This window comes from Streptococcus suis, from assembly GCF_017601095.1.
GTDB lineage: Bacteria > Bacillota > Bacilli > Lactobacillales > Streptococcaceae > Streptococcus > Streptococcus suis_Z.
In genome coordinates, this window is the sequence record NZ_JAGFUX010000001.1 from 204,048 (window position 1) to 224,764 (window position 20,717).

At 43.8% G+C, this 20,717-nt stretch carries 23 protein-coding genes; all 23 read right to left on the reverse strand.

Going from position 1 to position 20,717, the window contains the following annotated elements; genetic code table 11:
- Positions 1–73: 73 nt before the first annotated feature.
- Positions 74–1,135, reverse strand: coding sequence for a pyridoxal phosphate-dependent aminotransferase (locus J5566_RS01055; RefSeq protein WP_208561713.1), 1,062 nt, complete (start codon positions 1,133–1,135; stop codon positions 74–76).
- A gap of 25 nt (positions 1,136–1,160) precedes the next feature.
- Entirely contained in the window at positions 1,161–1,886 is a 726-nt protein-coding gene (trmD, locus tag J5566_RS01060; protein WP_208561714.1) for a tRNA (guanosine(37)-N1)-methyltransferase TrmD, read from the reverse strand.
- On the reverse strand, positions 1,876–2,394 hold the full coding sequence (gene rimM / locus J5566_RS01065) for a ribosome maturation factor RimM (protein WP_208561715.1): 519 nt from the start codon (positions 2,392–2,394) through the stop codon (positions 1,876–1,878). The genes trmD and rimM overlap by 11 nt, the downstream gene beginning before the upstream one ends.
- Positions 2,395–2,757: 363 nt before the next feature.
- The gene (locus J5566_RS01070) at positions 2,758–4,527 is read right to left on the reverse strand and encodes an ABC transporter ATP-binding protein (protein WP_208561716.1); all 1,770 of its coding nucleotides are present in this window, start codon (positions 4,525–4,527) and stop codon (positions 2,758–2,760) included.
- Between the two features lie 9 nt (positions 4,528–4,536).
- On the reverse strand, positions 4,537–6,279 hold the full coding sequence (locus J5566_RS01075) for an ABC transporter ATP-binding protein (protein WP_208561780.1): 1,743 nt from the start codon (positions 6,277–6,279) through the stop codon (positions 4,537–4,539).
- A gap of 77 nt (positions 6,280–6,356) precedes the next feature.
- Entirely contained in the window at positions 6,357–6,596 is a 240-nt protein-coding gene (locus tag J5566_RS01080) for a KH domain-containing protein (RefSeq protein ID WP_158454796.1), read from the reverse strand.
- A gap of 21 nt (positions 6,597–6,617) precedes the next feature.
- Entirely contained in the window at positions 6,618–6,890 is a 273-nt protein-coding gene (gene rpsP, locus J5566_RS01085) for a 30S ribosomal protein S16 (protein ID WP_158454794.1), read from the reverse strand.
- 124 nt (positions 6,891–7,014) lie between these two features.
- Positions 7,015–7,308 carry a DUF4298 domain-containing protein gene (locus tag J5566_RS01090; RefSeq protein ID WP_208561717.1) on the reverse strand — a complete coding sequence of 98 codons (294 nt, stop codon included), beginning with the start codon at positions 7,306–7,308 and terminating at the stop codon, positions 7,015–7,017.
- A gap of 8 nt (positions 7,309–7,316) precedes the next feature.
- Positions 7,317–7,964, reverse strand: a complete 648-nt coding sequence (gene pcp / locus J5566_RS01095; RefSeq protein WP_208561718.1) for a pyroglutamyl-peptidase I — start codon at positions 7,962–7,964, stop codon at positions 7,317–7,319.
- On the reverse strand, positions 7,961–8,728 hold the full coding sequence (locus J5566_RS01100; RefSeq protein WP_208561781.1) for a class I SAM-dependent methyltransferase: 768 nt from the start codon (positions 8,726–8,728) through the stop codon (positions 7,961–7,963). Before J5566_RS01100 ends, pcp begins: the two co-directional genes overlap by 4 nt.
- Positions 8,729–8,996: 268 nt before the next feature.
- Positions 8,997–9,194, reverse strand: a complete 198-nt coding sequence (locus J5566_RS01105; RefSeq protein WP_208561719.1) for a hypothetical protein — start codon at positions 9,192–9,194, stop codon at positions 8,997–8,999.
- Between the two features lie 159 nt (positions 9,195–9,353).
- On the reverse strand, positions 9,354–9,668 hold the full coding sequence (locus tag J5566_RS01110) for a hypothetical protein (RefSeq protein ID WP_208561720.1): 315 nt from the start codon (positions 9,666–9,668) through the stop codon (positions 9,354–9,356).
- A gap of 10 nt (positions 9,669–9,678) precedes the next feature.
- A complete protein-coding gene (gene carB / locus J5566_RS01115; protein WP_208561782.1) occupies positions 9,679–12,858 on the reverse strand; it encodes a carbamoyl-phosphate synthase large subunit in 3,180 nt (1,059 codons plus the stop codon).
- Positions 12,859–13,204: 346 nt separating this feature from the next.
- Positions 13,205–14,284 (reverse strand): carbamoyl phosphate synthase small subunit, encoded by a 1,080-nt coding sequence (locus tag J5566_RS01120; protein WP_208561721.1) that lies wholly within the window; start codon positions 14,282–14,284, stop codon positions 13,205–13,207.
- A 48-nt stretch (positions 14,285–14,332) separates the two neighbouring features.
- Positions 14,333–15,259, reverse strand: coding sequence for an aspartate carbamoyltransferase catalytic subunit (locus J5566_RS01125; protein ID WP_208561722.1), 927 nt, complete (start codon positions 15,257–15,259; stop codon positions 14,333–14,335).
- A 28-nt stretch (positions 15,260–15,287) separates the two neighbouring features.
- The gene (gene pyrR, locus J5566_RS01130) at positions 15,288–15,809 is read right to left on the reverse strand and encodes a bifunctional pyr operon transcriptional regulator/uracil phosphoribosyltransferase PyrR (protein WP_208561723.1); all 522 of its coding nucleotides are present in this window, start codon (positions 15,807–15,809) and stop codon (positions 15,288–15,290) included.
- Positions 15,810–16,002: 193 nt separating this feature from the next.
- Positions 16,003–16,647 carry a Pr6Pr family membrane protein gene (locus J5566_RS01135; protein WP_208561724.1) on the reverse strand — a complete coding sequence of 215 codons (645 nt, stop codon included), beginning with the start codon at positions 16,645–16,647 and terminating at the stop codon, positions 16,003–16,005.
- Between the two features lie 48 nt (positions 16,648–16,695).
- Positions 16,696–17,034 (reverse strand): zinc ribbon domain-containing protein YjdM, encoded by a 339-nt coding sequence (locus J5566_RS01140; RefSeq protein ID WP_044759226.1) that lies wholly within the window; start codon positions 17,032–17,034, stop codon positions 16,696–16,698.
- 72 nt (positions 17,035–17,106) lie between these two features.
- A complete protein-coding gene (locus J5566_RS01145) occupies positions 17,107–18,006 on the reverse strand; it encodes an RluA family pseudouridine synthase (protein WP_208561725.1) in 900 nt (299 codons plus the stop codon).
- Entirely contained in the window at positions 17,990–18,475 is a 486-nt protein-coding gene (lspA, locus tag J5566_RS01150; RefSeq protein ID WP_244228909.1) for a signal peptidase II, read from the reverse strand. Before lspA ends, J5566_RS01145 begins: the two co-directional genes overlap by 17 nt.
- Complete coding sequence (locus J5566_RS01155) at positions 18,450–19,361, reverse strand: LysR family transcriptional regulator (protein ID WP_208561726.1); 912 nt, start codon at positions 19,359–19,361, stop codon at positions 18,450–18,452. The genes lspA and J5566_RS01155 overlap by 26 nt, the downstream gene beginning before the upstream one ends.
- A gap of 178 nt (positions 19,362–19,539) precedes the next feature.
- Positions 19,540–19,776 (reverse strand): hypothetical protein, encoded by a 237-nt coding sequence (locus J5566_RS01160; protein WP_172059062.1) that lies wholly within the window; start codon positions 19,774–19,776, stop codon positions 19,540–19,542.
- A complete protein-coding gene (locus tag J5566_RS01165; RefSeq protein ID WP_208561784.1) occupies positions 19,766–20,599 on the reverse strand; it encodes a phage minor capsid protein in 834 nt (277 codons plus the stop codon). The genes J5566_RS01160 and J5566_RS01165 overlap by 11 nt, the downstream gene beginning before the upstream one ends.
- Positions 20,600–20,717 lie beyond the last annotated feature (118 nt).

Below are 20,717 nucleotides of genomic sequence, written 5' to 3' on the forward strand. Positions count from 1 at the left end.
TTATACAGGAAAATCTATCAATGTCAATCATTTTCTATCAAAAACTTTCAAAAAATTAAAAAACTAGCGGAAATTATCCTTCCACTAGTTTTCTAATTCTACTTTTCATCTTTTCCATCTCTTCAGGACGACCCATGGACATGCGGATATAGTTGGTTAATCGACCCTCGGTGTAATATTTGAAATTCCAGCCATTACTTATTGCTTCCTGATGCAACTGGGCTGCCCAGGGTGCCGTGAAGGTGACAAAGCTAGCTTGACTTGGCAAAACTTGTACTTCTGGCAAGGTCTCTAAGAAGGCTAAAAAGTCCTGTCGCAGTTCTTTGATGTCTTCGATACAGGCAAGAACCTGCTCAGTATAACCGAGAGCAACGGTACCCATTCGAGCGGCTAAATTGGACAAGCTGTAAGGCGGAATGACCTTGTCAATCTCGTAAATCAAGCCTTCATTAGCAAGGGCAAAGCCCAGTCGGACACCCGCCAAGCCAAAAGCCTTAGACAAGGTCCGCAAGACAATCAGATTGTCATAGTCATTGATTTTTTCAACAAAGCTAGGACAAGCTGCAAACTCGATATAGGCTTCATCTATGACCACCAAGCCTGAAAAGTTGGCGATAATCTTTTCCAATTCCTGTGGGTCATGAGCCACAGAAGACGGATTATTGGGGTTGGACAGCATGATGACCTTGGCTCCTACTGTTTGGGCATGGGCTAGCACCTTATCCGCAGACAAGCTGAGGCTGCCTTTTTCCCAATCCAAATCCACCCGCTCAAACTGACTGCCGTGCATGGTGTTATAGACCTGGTACATAAAAAAGTCTGGATTGACAGTCAAGAAAACATCATCGTTCTTGAGAAAGGTGGTGATAATCATGTGAATGAGGAAGTCTGAGCCCACACCAACCGTCACCTGCTCTGGCTTGACTTTGGCGTAGGTAGCATAAGCTGTCAGGAGTTCAGCATAGCGGTTGTCGCCATAAAAGGTCAGCTCACTGGTTTGCAGGCTTTTGAGGGTTTCTTCCGCTAAAAAGGACCAGTCAATCAGGCGATTTTCATTGTCCCCTAGGTTGTAGGTGGCACGGCTAGCAATCTTATAGGGCTCTGCCGTTTCAAATTCTTTTCTAAACTCTACCATGTCTTCTCCTATCAAGAAAAGACAGTTAGTCTGCTGTCTTCTCTGCTTTTATTTTTTCTAGTAATCTTGCTTCTTCTGCCGTACATTCATACCGCTCCAGCAAGTCTGGTCTGCGTTCCAGGGTTTTTCTCAAACTCTGCTCCAGACGCCATTTGCGGATATTTTCATGGTGGCCGCTCATGAGGATATCGGGCACGACCATGCCCCGATATTCGTAAGGACGGGTGTACTGCGGATACTCCAGCAAGCCTGATGAGAAACTGTCATCCGTATGGCTGGCTTCCTTGCCAATAACCTCTGGAATCAGGCGGACCGTGGCATCAATCATGGTCATGGCTGCCAATTCTCCACCTGTCAGAACATAATCTCCGAGGGAAATCTCATCTGTCACCAAGGTCTTAATCCGCTCATCATAGCCTTCATAGTGACCGCAAATAAAAATCAACTGCTCTTCCTGTGCAAGTTCTTCTGCATAGCTTTGGTCAAAAGTCCGCCCAGCAGGGTCTAGCAAGATAACACGAGGATTGGTATGTTCAATCTGGTCCATGGTATCAAAAATGGGCTGGGCCCGTAGCAACATGCCCTGTCCACCACCATAAGGCTCATCATCAACGTGACGTGATTTTTCTGCCTGTTCGCGAAAGTTATGGTAATTGACTTCCAGCAAACCCTTCTCCCGTGCCTTGCCAACAATAGAATGCTCCAAGGGGGCAAACATCTCTGGAAAGAGGGTCAAAATATCAATTTTCATCGTCCAGCCCCTCTAGCAACTCCACATCGACCCGATTGTTTTCAATGTCAACATTAAGAACAACCGGTGGAATGTAGGGAAGCAACAAGTCTTTCTTACCTTTTCGCTTGACAACCCAGACATCGTTGGCACCAGGTTGCAAAATTTCCTTGACCTGTCCGATCAACTGGTTATTCTCATAGACATCCAAACCGATAATCTCGTGGTAGTAGAATTCACCCTCATCCAAGTCTGACAGGTTTTCTTCCGCAATTTTCAGGCTGAAGCCCTTGTACTTCTCAATGTCATTGATATGGTACATCCCCTTGAACTTGATGATATCAAAGTTCTTGGCCTTGCGGTGATTGGCAATCTCCACTTCCAGGACAAACACGTCCTTATCATCAAAAAGAGCTAGTTTTGATCCTTTTTTGAAGCGTTCTTCTGTAAAGTCTGATACAGATAGAACCCGCATTTCTCCCTGCAAGCCTTGGGTATTGACAATCTTACCAACGTTAAAATAATTCATACAAACTTCCTTTGGATTTCTATCATTCCATTCTACCATGATAGAGTTGATTTCACAAGTTGAAAAAGGGAGTGGGACAAAAATCGGTAACCTGCAGGGTTCGATGATTCGTTAGCCCACCCCCGCACAGCTCCAAAGGTTTGGGGAACCTTTGGAGGTTGGAAATAGAGCGAACTTTGTTCGCGTCAGCCGTAGAGGCCAGATTTGGAGTGTAAAACACGAATTGCTGAGATTTGCTGTTCAAATCTTATCTCCAACCTTTAACATTCCACTGGACTGTTAAAGCCACTCAACCACTGCGTCAAGTTTAACTATCGAAAAAAAAAACTAAGGAGGCCAGGACTTTTGTCCCAGCCTCTTTCGTTATTTACTTTCACTAAACTGGCTTTGGTAGAGGTTATAATAGAAACCCTTGTCCGCCAGTAGGCTATCATGGTTGCCCTGTTCAATAATCTGTCCGTCTTTGAGGACGAGAATCTTATCCGCTTCCTGAATAGTTGAGAGGCGGTGGGCAATGACAAAGCTGGTCCGCCCTTGCATGAGGCGTTTCATAGCTTTTTGAATCAAGAGTTCCAGACGGGTATCGACTGAGGAAGTCGCCTCGTCCAGAATCAAGATTGCTGGATCAGCCAAGAGGGCACGGGCAATGGTCAGGAGCTGCTTCTGTCCTTGAGAGATATTGCTGGACTCCTGATTCATCTCCATGTTGTAGCCACCTGGTAGGGTACGGATAAAGTGGTCAACATTGGCTGCTTTTGCTGCTTCGACAATCTCCTCATCCGTCGCATCCAGACGGCCAAAACGCAGGTTTTCCTTAATAGTCCCTTCGTAGAGCCAGGCATCCTGCAAGACCATGCCGAATTGGCGACGGTAGGACTGACGAAATAAGTCCCGAATATCCTTACCGTCCACCTTGATAGATCCTGAATTGACATCGTAAAACCGCATAAGCAGGTTAATCAAGGTTGTCTTTCCTGCACCAGTCGGTCCGACAATAGCCACCATTTCACCAGGTTTAACTTCCAAGTTGAAGTTGCGAATGAGGGGCTTATCGGCTGCGTAGCCAAATTCAACGTTCTCAAAGCTGACTTGTCCGGTCAGGGCTTGGTCTAGTTCGCTCGCATTGGCGGTAGATTCATCCAGCTCATCGAGGACAGAAAAGATGCGTTCCAGGGAGGATTTGGCAGACTGCAACTGGGGTGCCAGCTGAGTCAAGGTTTGAACTGGCTGGGTGATCTGCCAGACATATTGAACAAAAGCCTGCATGTTACCAATGGTCAACTGCCCCGCTAGGACTTTGAGACCTGCCAAGAGGGCGATGACCACATAGGTCAGGTTGGAAAAGCCCTGCACGACTGGCATGAGCAAGCCTGAAACAAAGCTAGCCTTGAAACCAACTGCCTGCAAATCCTCGGTAATCTGGCGAAATTCTTGAGTGGACTGCTCCTCGCGTCCGTAGAGTTTGAGGACGTTGAAACCTGTCAAGTTTTCCTGCACAAAGCCGTTGAGGCGGCCGAGAGCATCAGCCTGTTGCTTGAAATAGGGCTGGGACTTGCCGATGATAAACTTGGACGAGAAATAAGTTACAGGCACCAAAATTAAGACCACTACCGCCAAAGAAGCATTTAGGTAGAAGACCATGCTCAAGGCCAAAGTCAAGGTCAAAACAGCATTGACAATCTGCAAGAAACTCTGTTGCAGGGCATTGGACACCGTTTCCACATCGCTAGTAAATCGACCCAGCAAATCACCGTACTGGTGCTTGTCAAAATAGGCAACTGGAATCCGATTGATTTTGGCAGACAGGTCATTGCGGAGCTGCTGAATAGCCGACTGCACACCCTTGGTCATGAAATAGTTGGAAAAATAGGCACCCAGTTCGTAAAAAAGGGCACGCAGGGCGTAGATTGCCAACATAGTTGCAATGTAGCTGGTGTTGATACCAGCACCGTCCACACCTTTTGCCATATCCAAGAGATTAGCGGTCAACTCCGTGATGATCAAGCCCAACACAAAGGGCTCCAAGGCATTCATAACCGCACTGACAACCTTCATCAAAACAGCCAGATAAATGGAAGCCTGATAGTTTTTCAAATAGAGCCAGATACGGCCAAATACATTCTGTTCTTTCATGACTTCCTCCTATTCTTCTGTCTCAGTCAAGGACTGGCGATTAAGTTGTGAATTAGCAATCTCACGGTAAATGTCATTGTTTTCCATGAGCTCACTATGGGTACCGCGACCGACAATCTCGCCTTCATTGAGCACGATAATCTGGTCCGCACCCATAATGGTCCCGACCCGCTGAGCCACAATCAGCACCGTCGCATTCTCTGTCACTTCCTTCAAGCGAGCCCGCAAAACTGCATCCGTCTTATAGTCCAAGGCCGAGAAGGAATCATCAAAGATGTAGATATCCGGCTGCTTGACAATAGCACGGGCAATGGACAAGCGTTGCTTTTGCCCGCCCGACAGGTTGCTCCCGCCCTCTGCCAAGTGGGTGTCAAACTGCTCCTCCTTGCTCTCGATAAAGTCTTTGGCCTGGGCCACATCCGCCGCCTCATGCAACTCCGCCAAACTCGCATCCAGCTTCCCGTACTTGAGGTTTTCCGCGATTGTTCCGGTAAATAGCAGAGCTTTCTGCGGAATGAAGCCTATCTTGCTGCGGAGAGCCTTTAGATTGTAACGTCTAACATCCACACCGTCTACCAAGATTCGACCCAAGGTCACATCGTAGAAACGCGGAATCAAGTTGACCAAAGAAGACTTACCAGAACCTGTCGAACCGATAAAAGCAATGGTTTCTCCTGGCTTAGCCTTGAAGGAAATATTGTGCAACACAGGCGATTCCGTTTCACCAGGATAGGCAAAGGTCACATTATCAAATTCCAAGTAACCACGCGTTTCTGTCTCTGTAATCCCGTCTTCATTCTTGGAAATGGAAATGGGCATGTCCAAAACTTCCTGAATCCGCCGGCTCGAAACCGCCATACGAGGATACATGGTAAAGAGATTGGCAAAGAGCAAGAATGAAAAAAGAGCATGGAAACTATACTCGATAAAGGCCACCAAGTCCCCAATCTGCAAACTTCCCTCTGCCAAAGGAGGAAGGGCAAACCAGACAATCGCCACAATCATCGCAATGATAATCTGCACAAACAGCGGCTCGGTCAAACCCGTCAAGTTAAACAAGCGTTTCGAGGTCTGGGTATAGTCCTGATTGACCTCCTCAAACCGCTCCTCCTGAAAATCTTCACGAGCAAAGGCACGAATGACCCGCAAACCCATAAGATTTTCACGCACATACTGGTTAATGGTGTCCAAGCGTTTTTGCTGCTGCTCAGACAGAGGACGGGTCTTAATAGCCACATAGACAATAACCCAAACCAAGAAAGGCATAGCTACTGCCACCGTCCAAGCCAGACCTGGACTGGTCAATAAGGTCATGATAACAGAGGCAATCATCATCAAAGGCGTGATAATCCCCAACTTCAAGACCTGCTCCGCAAACTGCATAAGAACAAAGGCATCGTTGGTCATCCGTGTCACCAAAGACGAAACCCCAATCTGCTCGTACTCATGGTGGGAATAATCTTGTATTTTCTCATAGAGATCATTTCGAATATCCTTGACAATATTGGTAGTCAACTGCCCCGCCGCATAGGCCAATACAACCCGACCAACAATCCCCAAGACCACAATCAAGAGCATCATCAAAGCCCAGTAATAAAGCTGCCCCTGATCCTGCTTGGTAATCCCCTGGTCAATCATTCGAGCCAAGAAAGTTGGCAGACCCAAGTTGACCACCACGAAACACAAGGCACCAACCAAATCCAAAACCAACCATTTTGGATATTTTTTTAAATAGGACCAAATTAACTGCATCATTACCCCTTTCAAAAGAAGAGGGGACTTATCTAGCCCCCCAAGCAAAAGTAAAAACCACCCAAGGGTGGAATTACTTATTTCTCATCAATAACGAGACGAACTTTTTTATCACTTGTTGGAACAGAATAAACGATTGTTCTGATTGCCGAAATTGTGCGACCTTTCTTACCAATCACACGGCCAATATCAGACTGATCCAAGTCTAAATGATATTCCAAAAATTCAGGTGTGTCTTCGATTTTAATCGTCAGACTTTCAGGCTGTGAAATCAAGGGTTTCACAATTGAGATAATCAGATTTTCAATCATGTCCATAAGTGTTCTCGCTTACTATTCTTATTTAGAGAATTTTTGATCGTGGAATTTAGCCAATACACCAGCTTTTGAAAGAAGGGCACGAACTGTGTCAGATGGTTGTGCACCTTTTGCCAACCACTCAAGAACACGCTCTTCTTTAAGAGTTACTGAGTTTTCAGCCAAAAGTGGGTTGTAAGTACCAACTGTTTCGATGAAACGACCATCGCGTGGTGCGCGTGAATCTGCAACGTTAATACGGTAGAAAGGTTTCTTTTTAGAACCCATACGAGTCAAACGGATTTTTACTGCCATTTTTAAATATTCTCTTTTCTTTATATTTTTTATTCGGTGAAATAGCAGAGCTATTTAGCACATGTTCTATTATAACACATATTTTGAGCCTGTCAAGAAAAAAACTTGACATCCTTTTGATTTTTTAACGACTCCATTCCTTGCCGATTTCTGTAAGACTTTTCCCAACTTCCTGACGCTCCAGTAAAAAATTGTAAAAACCATCTTGACTCAATATTCCACAAGGAAATGGCAGGCTTTCCTGACGATCTGCCCATTCCATATCAGATAGAAATTGTGACGACTGATAATAAGCTAATAATTCTTGAAAAATAGGCTGACTAGTTTCTAGTTGAGCTAGCAAGGATTCCACTTGACGCATTAAGGCTTCTTGTTGCTGAAAGGCAGCCTCCATCTCTTGAATTCGTTCTTCTCTCATCTCACACCTCAATGTGTCTTTCCATCTTGCATGAGGATATCCTGACCATCTCCAACCTGAACAAGTGCTTCTATGGCTGCTTCCAAACCACGGACAATATCCGCCAGACTCATCGATGGAAGACCTGGCTTATCAACTACCTGTTGCGGTAAGAAAGGAATATGAAGAAAACCTGCCTTACAATTTGGAAAGCGATTCTCAGCCAAATAAAGGGCCTGATACATGAGATGATTGCAGACAAAGGTCCCTGCCGAATTTGACACCGAAGCAGGTAGTCCAACCTGACGAATAGCCTGAACCATTGCTTTTATGGGCAAGGTTGAAAAATAGGCTGCTGGACCATCTGGACGAATGCTTGCATCAATCGGAGCCTGCCCCTGATTATCTGGAATTCGTGCATCGTCTAAATTGATAGCAACGCGCTCCGGAGTCAGATCAGGCCGCCCTCCTGCTTGGCCGATACACAAGACGACATCCGGTTGACTTCTTTCCCACTTCTCTTCCAATTGTTGGGCAGACAAGTGAAACACAGTCGGAACAAACAAGGTTTCTATATCTGCACCCAAGATCTTTTTCGGTAATAAACGGACAGCTTCTTGTGCTGGATTGATGGACTCTCCGCCAAAAGGATCAAAGGCTGTTACAAGTATTTTCATTTTTCGTTCTCCAAGATGATTTCTCCATAGTGAAATTTTTGATTGGGTCTGATATGGCGTCTAAAACCAAATTTTTCAAATGTCTGATCTCTAAAATGCGCCTTTAAAATAATCTTTTCACGCGCCACGCGCCTACATTCGCTCAAAAATTCTTCAGAAAGAGCTGAGTAATTGGCAAAGGGTTTTAGTCCGGCAAGATTATCCGATTCCGTAATCTCCTGCGAAAACATGGGGTCAAGGTAAATGACATCAACTGATAAATCGGCCTGCTCTTTCAAATATGCCAAACTATCTGCCCAAATTGTCTGAATAGACCGCATGGCTTGATTAACCACTTCTTTGCCACTATCATACTCTTTTAACCCCTGGCTCACCATAAAATGAATAAGCTGTGAACTCTCCAAGGCTGTCACCTGATGACCCGCACTAGCTAGGACAATACTATCAGATGCTAGACCCATGGTGCAGTCTAGGACAGATTGTTCATCTGGTCCAAGCAACTCCAAAAGCGGATCTCGACCAGACTTGATCCGCAAGATAGCTGTATCGGGATGGAAAAAGAACCGTTGCCCAGTTTTTTCTTCCAAGACTAGCTGGTCCTGATAAACAACCAGTACCGCATCAGCTTCTGTTTTTGCTAGGATAGACTGGACAGACCTCTTTCGACGGTCTTGATAGTCTAGATTGAGCTGCTCTGCTATTTCCTGTGCCCATAAAACCAATGTCTGATTCATCCGTAGACTTGTTGTGACGATTACATTCATATTGAACATTATATCAAAAAAACTCAATTCTGCTGAAATTGAATAAGCCCCATCGCCATCTAACGCCTTAGCTTCAGCTTTAAAGTAATTAACAGCCTTCTTACTGGCATTGAGTCCACTCGAAAATTTTGAACTATCTAATTCTAGTTCAATTCGCATTGCACCAAGAGGTGTTACCATTTGCTCTCCCTTCTTTTGAATACAAAAAAAACACCTAAAATGAAATATTAGGTGTCAATTCTGGAAATCTATCTAAAACTAGTAACAGCTACTTATTATAATTTGTAAAAACAGCAACCCCTACTAATAAAAAATATATTATTGGAGAAAAAAATGCTCCGATTCCTGTGGCAATGATGACATAATCAAAAAATACATTACCGTTACATAAATAATAAATCAACGCAATCACATAAATTATCCTCAGAATAATCTGAATTGTTGGTGTACTTTTAGGTCTATTCATCACTCTCACCTCTCTTTAAATTTATTATACTATTTCTCAAAGAAAAATCAAATACTATACGAATCAAGCATGTACATATAAGAGTTCTACTACGTGACATGAAAAGGAAAAGCGTGACTTCTTACGAAGTCACGCTTAAATCTCTTTGTGAATCAAGGCTTAAGATTGTAGAAATTGGCGAATGGCTTCCTGATCAGCTTCACTAACCGGACGCCATCCTTTTGCCAAGGCTTCCTTGATATAGATTCTATTGTAGAGATAGCCCCACAAAATCCCAAAGCCAGTATTGATAAAGGGAATATCAAAGCGACGATCAATTGACAAGGCAAACAAGAATGCTACTAAAATAATCGCAAACCATTTTAGATCACCACGAATCAGAGGTACAAAAAACTTGAAGAAAAAGGTTGTCCATGAAAAACCAGCCTTCACTTCTTTTACTTTCCCAAACTCATCCACTAAATGAACCTTCATTTTTTATCTCCTAAATTGCTCGCGTCGAAAAACTGCGACTTTCTAGCACAGCCAACATGGCCGCGGCAGTGTCTAAGGCTGTAAAAAGCGGAATTCCTGCTTCGATAGCAGATGCACGAATGACCTCTCCATCCACGTCTGCCACACGCTTTTTGCCTACTGTATTGACAATGGCTTGCACCTTGCCTTTACGGACCAGCTGAGGAATCGACTCTCTTTGGTCTCCACTGATTTTACCAACAGGCAGACAGTCTAAGCCCTTGGCTTGGAAGGCAGTTGCCGTACCACTTGTAGCCGCAATAATAAAGCCAATTTCACGATATCTTTCCGCTAGACGGAAGGCCTCCTCCTTGTCCTCATCTGCAACTGTAAAGACGATAGTGCCGAAATCTTCCAAATGCAGGTAACTTGCTTCAAAGGCCTTATAGAGAGCCTTCTCCAAGGTCATATCTGACCCCATTACCTCACCGGTTGACTTCATCTCTGGTCCTAACAAACTGTCAACTTTAGCCAATTTTGTAAATGAGAATACAGGTGCTTTGACGTGCACTTGCTTGCTCTCAGGATAAAGACCGTCTTGGTAACCCAGTTCCGCAAGACTTTGCCCCAAAATCAATTTGGTTGCAACCTGAGCCATTGGAATGTCTGTGACTTTGGACAAGAATGGCACCGTACGACTGGCACGAGGATTGACCTCAATGACATAGACCGTTTCATCCTTAATAACAAACTGGATGTTCATCATACCGATACAGTTGAGACCGATTGCCAAGCGTTTGGTGTAGTCTGCAATAGTCGCCTGCACCTCTTTAGATAAGGTTTGTGGCGGATAAACGGCCATCGAGTCACCTGAGTGAACCCCTGCACGTTCGATGTGTTCCATAATACCTGGAATCAAGACATCCTTACCATCTGAAATGGCATCGACTTCACACTCACGACCGACGATATAAGAATCCACCAAAACAGGATGTTCTGGCGAAGCCTTGACCGCCGTTCTCATATAAGAACGCAAATCCGCTTCATTTTCGACAATTTCCATAGCACGACCGCCCAAGACATAAGAGGGACGAACAAGTACCGGGAAACCAATTTTGCGGGCCGCTTCTAGTGCTTCCTCTTCGTTGGTTGCGGTTTGGCCTGGTGGCTGTGGAATACCTAGGTCTTTCAGAGCTTTCTCAAATAAATCCCTGTCTTCAGCTCTATCCAAATCCGCCACCTGTGTCCCCAAGATTGGAATACCTGCTTTGGCCAATGGCTCTGCCAAATTGATGGCCGTCTGGCCACCGAACTGAACGATAACCCCTTTTGGTTTCTCAAGGTCAATCACATTCAAGACATCTTCCAAGGTTAAGGGCTCGAAGTAAAGCTTGTCCGAGACCGAAAAGTCAGTTGACACTGTTTCAGGGTTTGAGTTCATAATGATGGCTTCGTAGCCAGCCGCCTGAATAGCCTTGACAGAATGCACCGTCGCATAGTCAAACTCCACACCCTGTCCGATACGGATTGGGCCAGAACCCAGCACCAAAACAGATTCTTTCTCCGAACGGTTGGACTCATTTTCCCACTCATAAGTTGAATAGAAATAAGGTGTAGCACTTTCAAACTCGGCCGCACAGGTGTCCACCATCTTGTAAACAGGGACAATCTTGTGCTCTGTCCGTAGTTGACGGATGTAGGATTCAGTTCTGCCCCAGAGTTCCGCAATCTTGCGGTCTGCAAAACCATATTTCTTGGCTTTTTTCAATAAATCAATATTATCAAAATCCGTTGCCAATTCCTGCTCGATTTCTAAGATATGAAGCAGCTTATCAAGGAAGAAAAGGTCAATCTTGGTCAACTGAGCCAATTCTTCTACTGTATAGCCACGTCGAATGGCTTCTGAAAGATAGAATAAACGATCATCCTGTGCCTTGACAATCTTTTCAACCAATTGGTCATCTGTCACTTGGCTGAGTTCAGGCATTTCATTGTGATAGACTCCTATTTCCAAAGAACGGCAAGCCTTGAGCAAACTTTCTTCGATATTGCGACCAATGGCCATGACCTCACCAGTTGCCTTCATCTGCGTTCCAAGGCGACGTTCTCCCTTTTCGAACTTATCAAATGGGAAACGTGGAATTTTTGCCACAACGTAGTCAAGTGCAGGCTCAAACATGGCATAGGTTGTTCCTGTAACAGGGTTCACCATTTCATCCAAGGTCAAGCCAACCGCAATTTTTGCTGCCAATTTTGCAATAGGATAGCCCGTTGCTTTTGATGCCAAGGCAGATGAACGAGAAACCCGTGGGTTTACTTCAATGACATAGTATTTGAAACTATGTGGATCTAGTGCCAATTGCACATTACAGCCCCCTTCGATTTTGAGGGCACGAATAATGCTGAGGCTGGCATCACGCAGCATCTGGTTTTCAATATCTGAAAGCGTCTGTGTTGGGGCAAATACGATAGAATCTCCTGTATGAATTCCCACAGGGTCAAAGTTTTCCATGTTACATACGACCAAGGCATTGTCAGCCGCATCGCGCATCACTTCGTATTCAATTTCTTTGAAACCAGCAATCGAACGTTCAATCAAACACTGGGTCACCGGTGACAATTTTAGTCCATTTTCTGCAATTTCACGCAGTTCTTCTTCATTGGCACACATACCACCGCCAGTACCACCCAACGTGAAGGCTGGGCGAACAATGACAGGGTAACCAATTTCAGCAGCAAATTCCAAAGCTTCTTCAACTGTCGTTACAATCGTTGACTCAGGAATAGGCTGATTGAGATCTTCCATGAGTTGTTTGAAGAGGTCGCGGTCCTCTGCCTGATCAATTGCAGACAGTTTAGTTCCCAACAACTCAACTCCAAGCTCATCTAAAATACCAGCCTTAGACAATTCCATGGCCATATTGAGACCAGTCTGACCACCCAGGGTTGGCAAGAGAGCATCTGGACGCTCCTTCCGTAAAATCCGTGTGACAAATTCAAGCGTAATCGGTTCAATATAGACCTTGTCTGCTATTTCCTTGTCTGTCATAATGGTCGCAGGGTTTGAATTGACCAAGACAACACTATAGCCTTCTTCCTTCAAAGCCAAACAAGCCTGAGTCCCAGCATAATCAAACTCCGCAGCCTGACCGATAATAATCGGACCAGACCCAATCACCATAATTTTCTTAATATCCGTACGTTTTGGCATAATGTATGATACAAAGCCCGTTAAGAGGACAAAGCGAAAATAGGAAACGCGACGCTGATGCTTCAAGCATCAAGACGACGTTTATCTTTTTCGCACAGACCTTAGGGCGTGTTCGAATAGGAAACTCGAACCTGTATCTTCTCCTTTCTATTCGTCGCCTCTCTGAGCGACATTAAATAAGATAAGTCCGACGCAGTAAGGTTTAGCTCGATATTAGATAAACCTTACTGCTAGTATCAAAGTTAGCAAAGGTCACTAGAACTTTGGCTAGAAGGACAAAATACTCTAACAGATTAGTCTATTTTGTCTTCCCATCACTCACTCTAATCCTTCCAATTTGGCAGAATCATCTCTGCGATTGAAAGGCATCAATCAAGTCCATAAATTCATCAAAAAGATAACTTGCATCGTGTGGACCAGGCGCTGCATCTGGGTGGAATTGGACCGAGAAGGCAGGATAATGGCGGTGACGTACTCCTTCAACGGATTTGTCATTAATTTCCTCATGAGTTATCATAAGGCATTCCGGCAAGTCTTCTCTCGATACTGCGAATCCATGGTTTTGACTGGTAAAATCTACTCGACCAGTTGCAATTTCTCGGACAGCATGGTTAAAACCACGGTGACCAAATTTCATCTTGTAGGTCTTGGCGCCATTGGCCTTGGCAAACAACTGGTGTCCCATACAAATTCCGAAGATTGGAATCTGACCTTGTACAGTCCGAATCATTTCCAAAACATCAGCAACATCATCTGGATCTCCCGGGCCATTGGACAGCATCACTCCATCTGGCGCTAAGTCTAGAATTTCTTGGGCACTGGTATCGTAAGGGACAACAGTTACATTACAGTTTCGCTTTGCCAACTCGCGCAAAATAGAATGCTTCAATCCAAAATCCACCAAAACTATATTCTTACCCGTTCCTGGAGCTGGATAGGCCGTTTTCGTAGAAACCTGTGCAATATTATTGGTCGGCAAGACTGTCGCACGCAGCTGATCTGATAGGTGTTCGACAGAATCCCCAACATCCGCCATCGTCGCTTTCATGGTCCCATGTTTTCGAATAATCTTTGTCAGAGCCCGCGTATCAATTCCTGAAATACCAGGGATTTTTTTGGCTTTCAAAAATTCATCCAAAGTAAGCTGATTGCGCCAGTTACTTGCCCGTCTTGCCCACTCGCTCACGACCACACCTTTACAGGTCGGACGAATCGATTCATAGTCATCACGGTTTATCCCATAATTTCCAACCAAGGGATAGGTAAAGGTCAAAATTTGCCCATTATAGGACTGATCCGTAATAGATTCTTGGTAACCTGTCATACCAGTATTAAAGACAATTTCACCAGTCACACTAATGTTAGCTCCGAAGGCTTGCCCTTCAAAAATTGTCCCATCTTCCAAAATTAAAAGTCTTTTTCCCATTGTTTCCTCTTTCGTGGACCCTCTCTGGAGTCTCTTAACGTTTCAATCCTATGCCCGATCGGCTAGAACTGCCTCTAAAATGGCCATCCGTACATACACCCCATTTTCCATCTGGACTGTTATCCGAGATTTTTCAGCTTCCACAAGCTGGTCTACAATCTCAACCCCGCGGTTGACAGGGGCAGGATGCATGATGATGGCTTCTGGTTTCAATAGCTTATAGCGGTTTTCTGTCAATCCAAAGGTCTGATGATAGGCTTCTTTTGAAAAACTTGTTGCCCCATCATGGCGTTCATGTTGGACACGCAAGAGCATGAGAACATCCAGCTCCTCAATCACCTGGTCTAAGTCCACAAAGCTTCCATACACATCAAATGCAGAATCATACCATTCCTTAGGCCCTGAGAAAAATAGCTGAGCGCCTAGGCGGTGGAGAATATCCATGTTGGAACGAGCTACTCTCGAATGACGTAAGTCACCAGCAATCAAAACCTTCAAACCTGAAAAAGATCCAAATTCTTCATAGATTGTCATCAAATCCAGCAAAGATTGACTGGGATGTTGACCAGAGCCATCCCCTCCATTGACAATCGCTGGTTTAATAGTCGTACTGTCAATCAGTTCTCTATAATATTCAACCGCTGGATGGCGAATAACACAGACATCCACACCCAGAGCTGACATTGTTAAAATTGTGTCATATAAGGTCTCACCCTTATTTACCGAACTTGTGCTGGCGTTAAAATCAATCCGTTCCATTCCTAGCTTAATTTCTGCCATTTCAAACGACTTGTGCGTGCGCGTGGAGTCTTCGAAAAAGAGATTTGCTGCTACAAGATGCGAAACAGAATTTGGCTGGGCCTGCCCATTTTTAAAAGCTAGCCCTCGCTGAATTAGTCCCATCACCTCTTCAGTTGTCAGCTCTTCCATTGACACCACATGTGGCAATTTCACCTGTCCATTGTCAACCGTCATCAGGAATCCCCAAACTTTCTAGCCAAGACTAGGCGTTTTCAACTAGCAAGACCGCATCTTGCTCATCAATTTCAGCCATTTGTACAATAATTTCCTCCGAACGGCTGGTTGGAATATTTTTTCCAACATAATCTGCACGGATAGGTAATTCACGGTGACCACGGTCAACGAGTACGGCCAAGCTGACACGGGCAGGACGACCAAGAGAAACCACGTTGTCAATCGCAGCACGGATTGTTCGGCCGGTATATAGCACGTCATCAACCAAGATAATATCTCGGTCATTGACATCCGTTGTAATAAGCGTTGTATCTTCCTCCACCTTCACATCATCTCGGAATGGTTTGGTATCCAGTTCAGCCAGGGGAACATCGATTCCTTCCAACTGCTTCAATCGCTCTTGAATCCGACGAGCAATAAAGACACCTCTGGTTTTGATCCCAGCTAGGACAATAGTGTCCAAATTCTTATTGCGCTCGATGATCTCATAGGTAATTCGGGTAATGGCCCGTTTCATGGTCATGTCATCGACGATCACTTTTGTTTTCATTCCTTACTCCTTTTCATGAAAAAAAGTCTCCTTTTCGGAGACTTCAGAAAATACAGGTAGAGCCAGCCACCTTCTTTACTTGATTCTCCTTGACTGCCTCACGGGACAGATATTAAAGGATTGATTAAGCAAAGTATAGCACAAATTGTGCCAGAAGACAAGATTTTCCATTTTTTCTGAAAATCGTTCGTCTTTAGGCAGTTGGCTGGTTAGCCCCTACTCGATTGGCGCGCCAGCTTTTGACAAAAAACAAGAAAAATCCAACAACGAGATAAGCCACAAAGATTACACCTGCATAGGTCAAAACATAAGGCCAACCATACTTTGGCACGTTTAGGAAGAAATAAGCAAAGGGACTGTCCTTGGCATCTGGGATGGGAATCTTGATAAAAAAGCCATTGATCAAACCAAAAACCATATAAAACAAGGGCAGAGCGGTCCACCAAATCGGATCAAACCACTTGTACTGCCGCTGACGGTCCACCAGCAAGGTATCCAACAAGAAATAGAGAGGAACGATGTAATGGCAGAGCAAATTTTCCAGTCGCCAAAAATCATCTGCCAAAGGTGCCAACATAAAATGATAGACCACACAGGTAATCAAAATGGACATAGTCACCGCTGCCTTAATCCGTAGAAACTTGCTAGTCTGCAAGTCCGTTCCCTTGGTCATGGCATAAACCATATAGACCGCAAAAACGGATACCAACAGGTTAGACTGCACCGTGTAGTACATGAGCATGCCAATACCATATTTAATGATTTCTAGAGCAGTTCCCGCAATCGCTAAAGCAGCCAGTAAACACCTGCTATAAAATAAAAAACTTTGATTCTTCATACTATCCTTTCAAAAACGACAAAAGACTGGATTGACCAGTCCTTTTTTTTAGATTTTCTTAACGAATTCTGACTTCAACTTCATGGCACCAAAACCATCGATTTTACAGTCGATATTGTGATCACCTTCGACGATACGAATACCTTTAACACGCGTACCTTGCTTAAGATCCTTTGGTGCACCCTTGACTTTCAAGTCCTTAATCAGAGTTACCGTGTCACCATCCGCCAAACGATTACCATTGGCATCAATTGCAACAGGTCCACTTTCTTCCTCAGCTACATCTGCTGGGTTCCACTCATAAGCACACTCAGGGCAAACCAAGAGGGCACCGTCTTCATAAACATATTCAGAATGACACTTTGGGCAATTTGGCAAAGTTTCCATTTTCACAATCTCCTTCTATTTTTCCTTACTAGTCTAGCAGATTTTTTGCAAATGGGCAAGATGAACAGGTTTTCATAAACCATTTGTCTTACGTAGTTTTTCAAGTGTTTCTAGGAAAATAGCTGGCGCTTCTGCCGTAAACTCGACTAACTCTCCCGTTCTTGGGTGAGTAAATCCAAGTGTCTGTGCATGAAGAAACTGGCCATGCCCTTTAAGAGTTTTCCTTGGACCGTAAGCTTCATCACCCGCAACTGGATGCCCAATATAGGCCATGTGGACACGAATTTGGTGAGTTCGTCCTGTTTCCAAGGTCAACTCAAGCAAGGTATAATCGCAAAAACGCTCCAAAACTTGGAAACGAGTGACAGCTTCTTTCCCTTTAGCAGTCACAGCCTGTTTTTTTCGGTCTTTTTCCGAACGACCAATCGGCGCCTCAATCACACCACGGTCATTTGGCAGATTACCGTGTACAATGGCCAGGTACTTACGGAGGGATTTTTTCTCTTTTAATTCAGCTGCAAGTTTTGTATGTGCTTCATCATTTTTGGCAATCATGAGCAAGCCAGATGTATCCTTGTCAATCCGATGAACAATTCCTGGTCGCAAAACACCATTGATGCCTGACAAATCTTTCACATGGTATAAGAGGGCATTGACCAAGGTTCCTGATGTGTGGCCTGCAGATGGGTGAACCACCATACCTTGAGGTTTATTGACCACAGCAACATCCGTATCTTGATAGACAATTTTTAAAGGGATATCTTCAGCCACATAGTCGATTTCTTCCACTTCTGGCACCTGATAAGAAATCACATCTCCTGCCTGCACACTATATTTAGCTTTCTTGGCTTGGCCATTGACCAAAACCAGACCAGCCTTAATTTGTTCATTGGCAACTGAACGAGACAAATCTGTCAAATCCGCCAAGGCCTTGTCTAGACGAACGCCACCAATCTCAACTTTTACTTCCATTACTCTCTTCTTTCATGATACAAATTAACAGCAAGCCCACTCCAACAGTCAGGCAAACATCTGCCAGGTTGAACACAGGAAAGCTGATAAAATCCAGGTGGAACATGTCCACTACATAACCCAAGCGCAAGCGATCAATAAAGTTTCCCAAACCACCTGCTATAATCAAGGATAGACTAAACAAGGTAAACAAACTGCCACGGATTGATTTTGCCAAATACCAAACCAAGCCTGCCATTACAACTAGCGTTACAATCGTAAAAAACCATTGCTGGTTTTGCAGGATTGACCAAGCCGCACCATAGTTGCGCAAGTAAGCCAGGCTCATAAAACCTGGGATAAAATCCACAACCGTATCGAGCTCAATAGTGGCTACTGTCCAAGCCTTGAGCCACTGATCCAAGCCAATCAAACTTGCAACCAACACGAGAATCCCTAGCACTCTAGTTAGTATGTTTTTGTTTTGCAAAATAATCCTCCATCAAGACTACGAAATCCTTAGCACACTGACTAAGTTCATAGTTTTCTCTCTTCACATAAACCATTCGATTGTCGATCCCATGTTCCAATGGGACCACAACGATACCATTCACACTCTCACTGTCCAAAAATCCTGAACCAGTTGCATAGGCATCCGTCCGCTCCAAGATTCCATTTAAGGTTGCACGATCGGTTACATCAAACACAACGGGCGAATCCGATGTATCAATAAAGTTTTCTGAATAGTAGAGATAGGCTTCTTTTTCCTGGGTAAACCGAACCGTCGGCAAGCCCTTTAAGTCTTCCAATTGGACTACTTCTTTTTGGGCTAATGGATGCCCTTCTCTCAGATAAACATGGGTCTGAAAATCAATCAAATCAAAAACTTCCAGTTGCAACTTTTCCAATTTTTGCATAATGCCTTTGGTATTACGATTGTTGAGGTAGATAATCCCCAGTTCACTATAGCCCTGAGCCACTTCATCCAAAATCTGAACAGTGGTTGATTCGAAAATCCGAAAATGAGGGTATTGCGGATGTGTTTTTGAAAATTCTGTCATCAGAGGGGGAAGAAAATCATAGTGCTGACTGGAAATGGAAAAGCTCTTCTCCTTTTCTTCAACCTGCAAGTAATAATTTTCAAACTTATCAAATCCCTTGACCAAGTTCTGAGCCTGCTCATAAAACTCCATCCCTCGCTTGGTTAAAACTGTACCAGCACTGGTCCGACTAAAAATCTGAAACCCCAACTCCTTCTCTAAATCCCGAATAGAAATGGACAAACTCGGTTGGGAGACATAGAGCTTTTCAGCCGCCTCACGAAAAGTCCCGCTGTTGGCAATCGCCACCACATAGCGCAATTGTTGAATATTCATATCTAATTCCTTCAAATTACTATTCTTCCTATTATATCAAAAAATGTACAAATTTGTTGAAACTCTCGTTTAATTCGGATAATACTAGGTGATATTAATGCTTCATTCGCCTATTCATAGTTTCTCATTTCTGTTTTTTTGAAACAAAAAACACTCGATATCTCGAATGCTTAAATTATTATGCTGTTAACAACATCCAGCTTTTTCTTAAAGTTGTACCGTGCAAGTCAAGGTCTAACAATTCATCAAAGCTACTAAATTTTTGCTCATTGACACCAAAAGGTTCAGAAATTACATTATCATCCCCTGAATAGCCAATGTAGTAGTCTATTCCATTCAACTTGAGGTTATATTCTTCACCACATTCTATGCTTTCTCTGAAATCGTCTAGGGATTTAAAAAAACTATTCATCATGTCTAATTCCTTTCAAATCTTTATTTGCGATTCGTTCAGCTAAAGTTAATTCTCTCTCTTTTGAACGTTTCTTCTTAGGATTGCCTTTCTCATCTTTCCACCAAGTCCAATCATGGGAATGTGGGACTATCTTATGGATATCAGGCCTCATATGATCGGTGTTATCAATGTCAAACTTAGCTTTACCAGTCTTACCGAAGTAGCGACGTTGAATTAATTCGCCATCTTTGTATAAATCAATAGCGCTATTAGGTTGAGATAATACGGGAACTTTTTCGTCATCAAGTGTAACAGTGTTTTTTCTAACTTCTAGCATTGTTTCAATGCTATTGACCAAGGATTTTAGCTCTTTGTATTCTTCACTGTTATTATATCTCATATTTCGATATTTTGCTAGTGATGATGGAGCGTATTCACCTAATAAGTTCTTAATTTCATCGTATTCAGACTTTTCCTTCTTGATTTTATTTCTCTGCCTCAACTCTGTATCTGCCCAATACACAGGGTCCTTCTGATACTTCTCCCTCTCTCTATCCTGATAAAGAAACTTGTGTTTATCAAGATAGGATTTTAAAGCACTTTTCTGCTTGCCTAACTTCGATGTATAGCGCTCGATTAGCTCTGTGTTGTCTAGTTTCTTTGCTTCATAGATTTGTTCCTTGGTGTGCCGAATAGACCGCTCTAGGGCTCTCTGGTTGGCCTGAGCGTTCGCATTCTCGATAGCCTGCTCTGGAATGATGCCTTTTTGATCTCCATCTAAATCAGGCTTTTTATTCACACCAAGGATAAACGGGGGCTTTGTGTGTCTGCAATTGATACCCAGACAACTCTAAAGTGGTCAGTAAATTCACATGCTACATTGACTTTTTGAAATATGGGTACCAAAACAAAAAAACAGGCCTTCCGAAATCTCGGAAAGCCTATTGTTAAGCCATTTTCAG

Coding starts and splice junctions, on each gene's coding strand:
- J5566_RS01135 (WP_208561724.1), bottom strand. CDS start 16,647: ATGAAGAATCAAAGTTTTTTATTTTATAGCAGGTGTTTACTGGCTGCT.
- J5566_RS01160 (WP_172059062.1), bottom strand. CDS start 19,776: ATGATGAATAGTTTTTTTAAATCCCTAGACGATTTCAGAGAAAGCATA.
- J5566_RS01120 (WP_208561721.1), bottom strand. CDS start 14,284: ATGGGAAAAAGACTTTTAATTTTGGAAGATGGGACAATTTTTGAAGGG.
- J5566_RS01090 (WP_208561717.1), bottom strand. CDS start 7,308: ATGAGAGAAGAACGAATTCAAGAGATGGAGGCTGCCTTTCAGCAACAA.
- J5566_RS01125 (WP_208561722.1), bottom strand. CDS start 15,259: ATGACGGTTGACAATGGACAGGTGAAATTGCCACATGTGGTGTCAATG.
- J5566_RS01105 (WP_208561719.1), bottom strand. CDS start 9,194: ATGAATAGACCTAAAAGTACACCAACAATTCAGATTATTCTGAGGATA.
- pyrR (WP_208561723.1), bottom strand. CDS start 15,809: ATGAAAACAAAAGTGATCGTCGATGACATGACCATGAAACGGGCCATT.
- rimM (WP_208561715.1), bottom strand. CDS start 2,394: ATGAATTATTTTAACGTTGGTAAGATTGTCAATACCCAAGGCTTGCAG.
- J5566_RS01100 (WP_208561781.1), bottom strand. CDS start 8,728: ATGAATGTAATCGTCACAACAAGTCTACGGATGAATCAGACATTGGTT.
- J5566_RS01145 (WP_208561725.1), bottom strand. CDS start 18,006: ATGGAAGTAAAAGTTGAGATTGGTGGCGTTCGTCTAGACAAGGCCTTG.
- J5566_RS01055 (WP_208561713.1), bottom strand. CDS start 1,135: ATGGTAGAGTTTAGAAAAGAATTTGAAACGGCAGAGCCCTATAAGATT.
- carB (WP_208561782.1), bottom strand. CDS start 12,858: ATGCCAAAACGTACGGATATTAAGAAAATTATGGTGATTGGGTCTGGT.
- trmD (WP_208561714.1), bottom strand. CDS start 1,886: ATGAAAATTGATATTTTGACCCTCTTTCCAGAGATGTTTGCCCCCTTG.
- J5566_RS01140 (WP_044759226.1), bottom strand. CDS start 17,034: ATGGAAACTTTGCCAAATTGCCCAAAGTGTCATTCTGAATATGTTTAT.
- J5566_RS01070 (WP_208561716.1), bottom strand. CDS start 4,527: ATGAAAGAACAGAATGTATTTGGCCGTATCTGGCTCTATTTGAAAAAC.
- J5566_RS01110 (WP_208561720.1), bottom strand. CDS start 9,668: ATGAAGGTTCATTTAGTGGATGAGTTTGGGAAAGTAAAAGAAGTGAAG.
- J5566_RS01075 (WP_208561780.1), bottom strand. CDS start 6,279: ATGCAGTTAATTTGGTCCTATTTAAAAAAATATCCAAAATGGTTGGTT.
- rpsP (WP_158454794.1), bottom strand. CDS start 6,890: ATGGCAGTAAAAATCCGTTTGACTCGTATGGGTTCTAAAAAGAAACCT.
- J5566_RS01155 (WP_208561726.1), bottom strand. CDS start 19,361: ATGAATATTCAACAATTGCGCTATGTGGTGGCGATTGCCAACAGCGGG.
- pcp (WP_208561718.1), bottom strand. CDS start 7,964: ATGAAAATACTTGTAACAGCCTTTGATCCTTTTGGCGGAGAGTCCATC.
- J5566_RS01080 (WP_158454796.1), bottom strand. CDS start 6,596: ATGGACATGATTGAAAATCTGATTATCTCAATTGTGAAACCCTTGATT.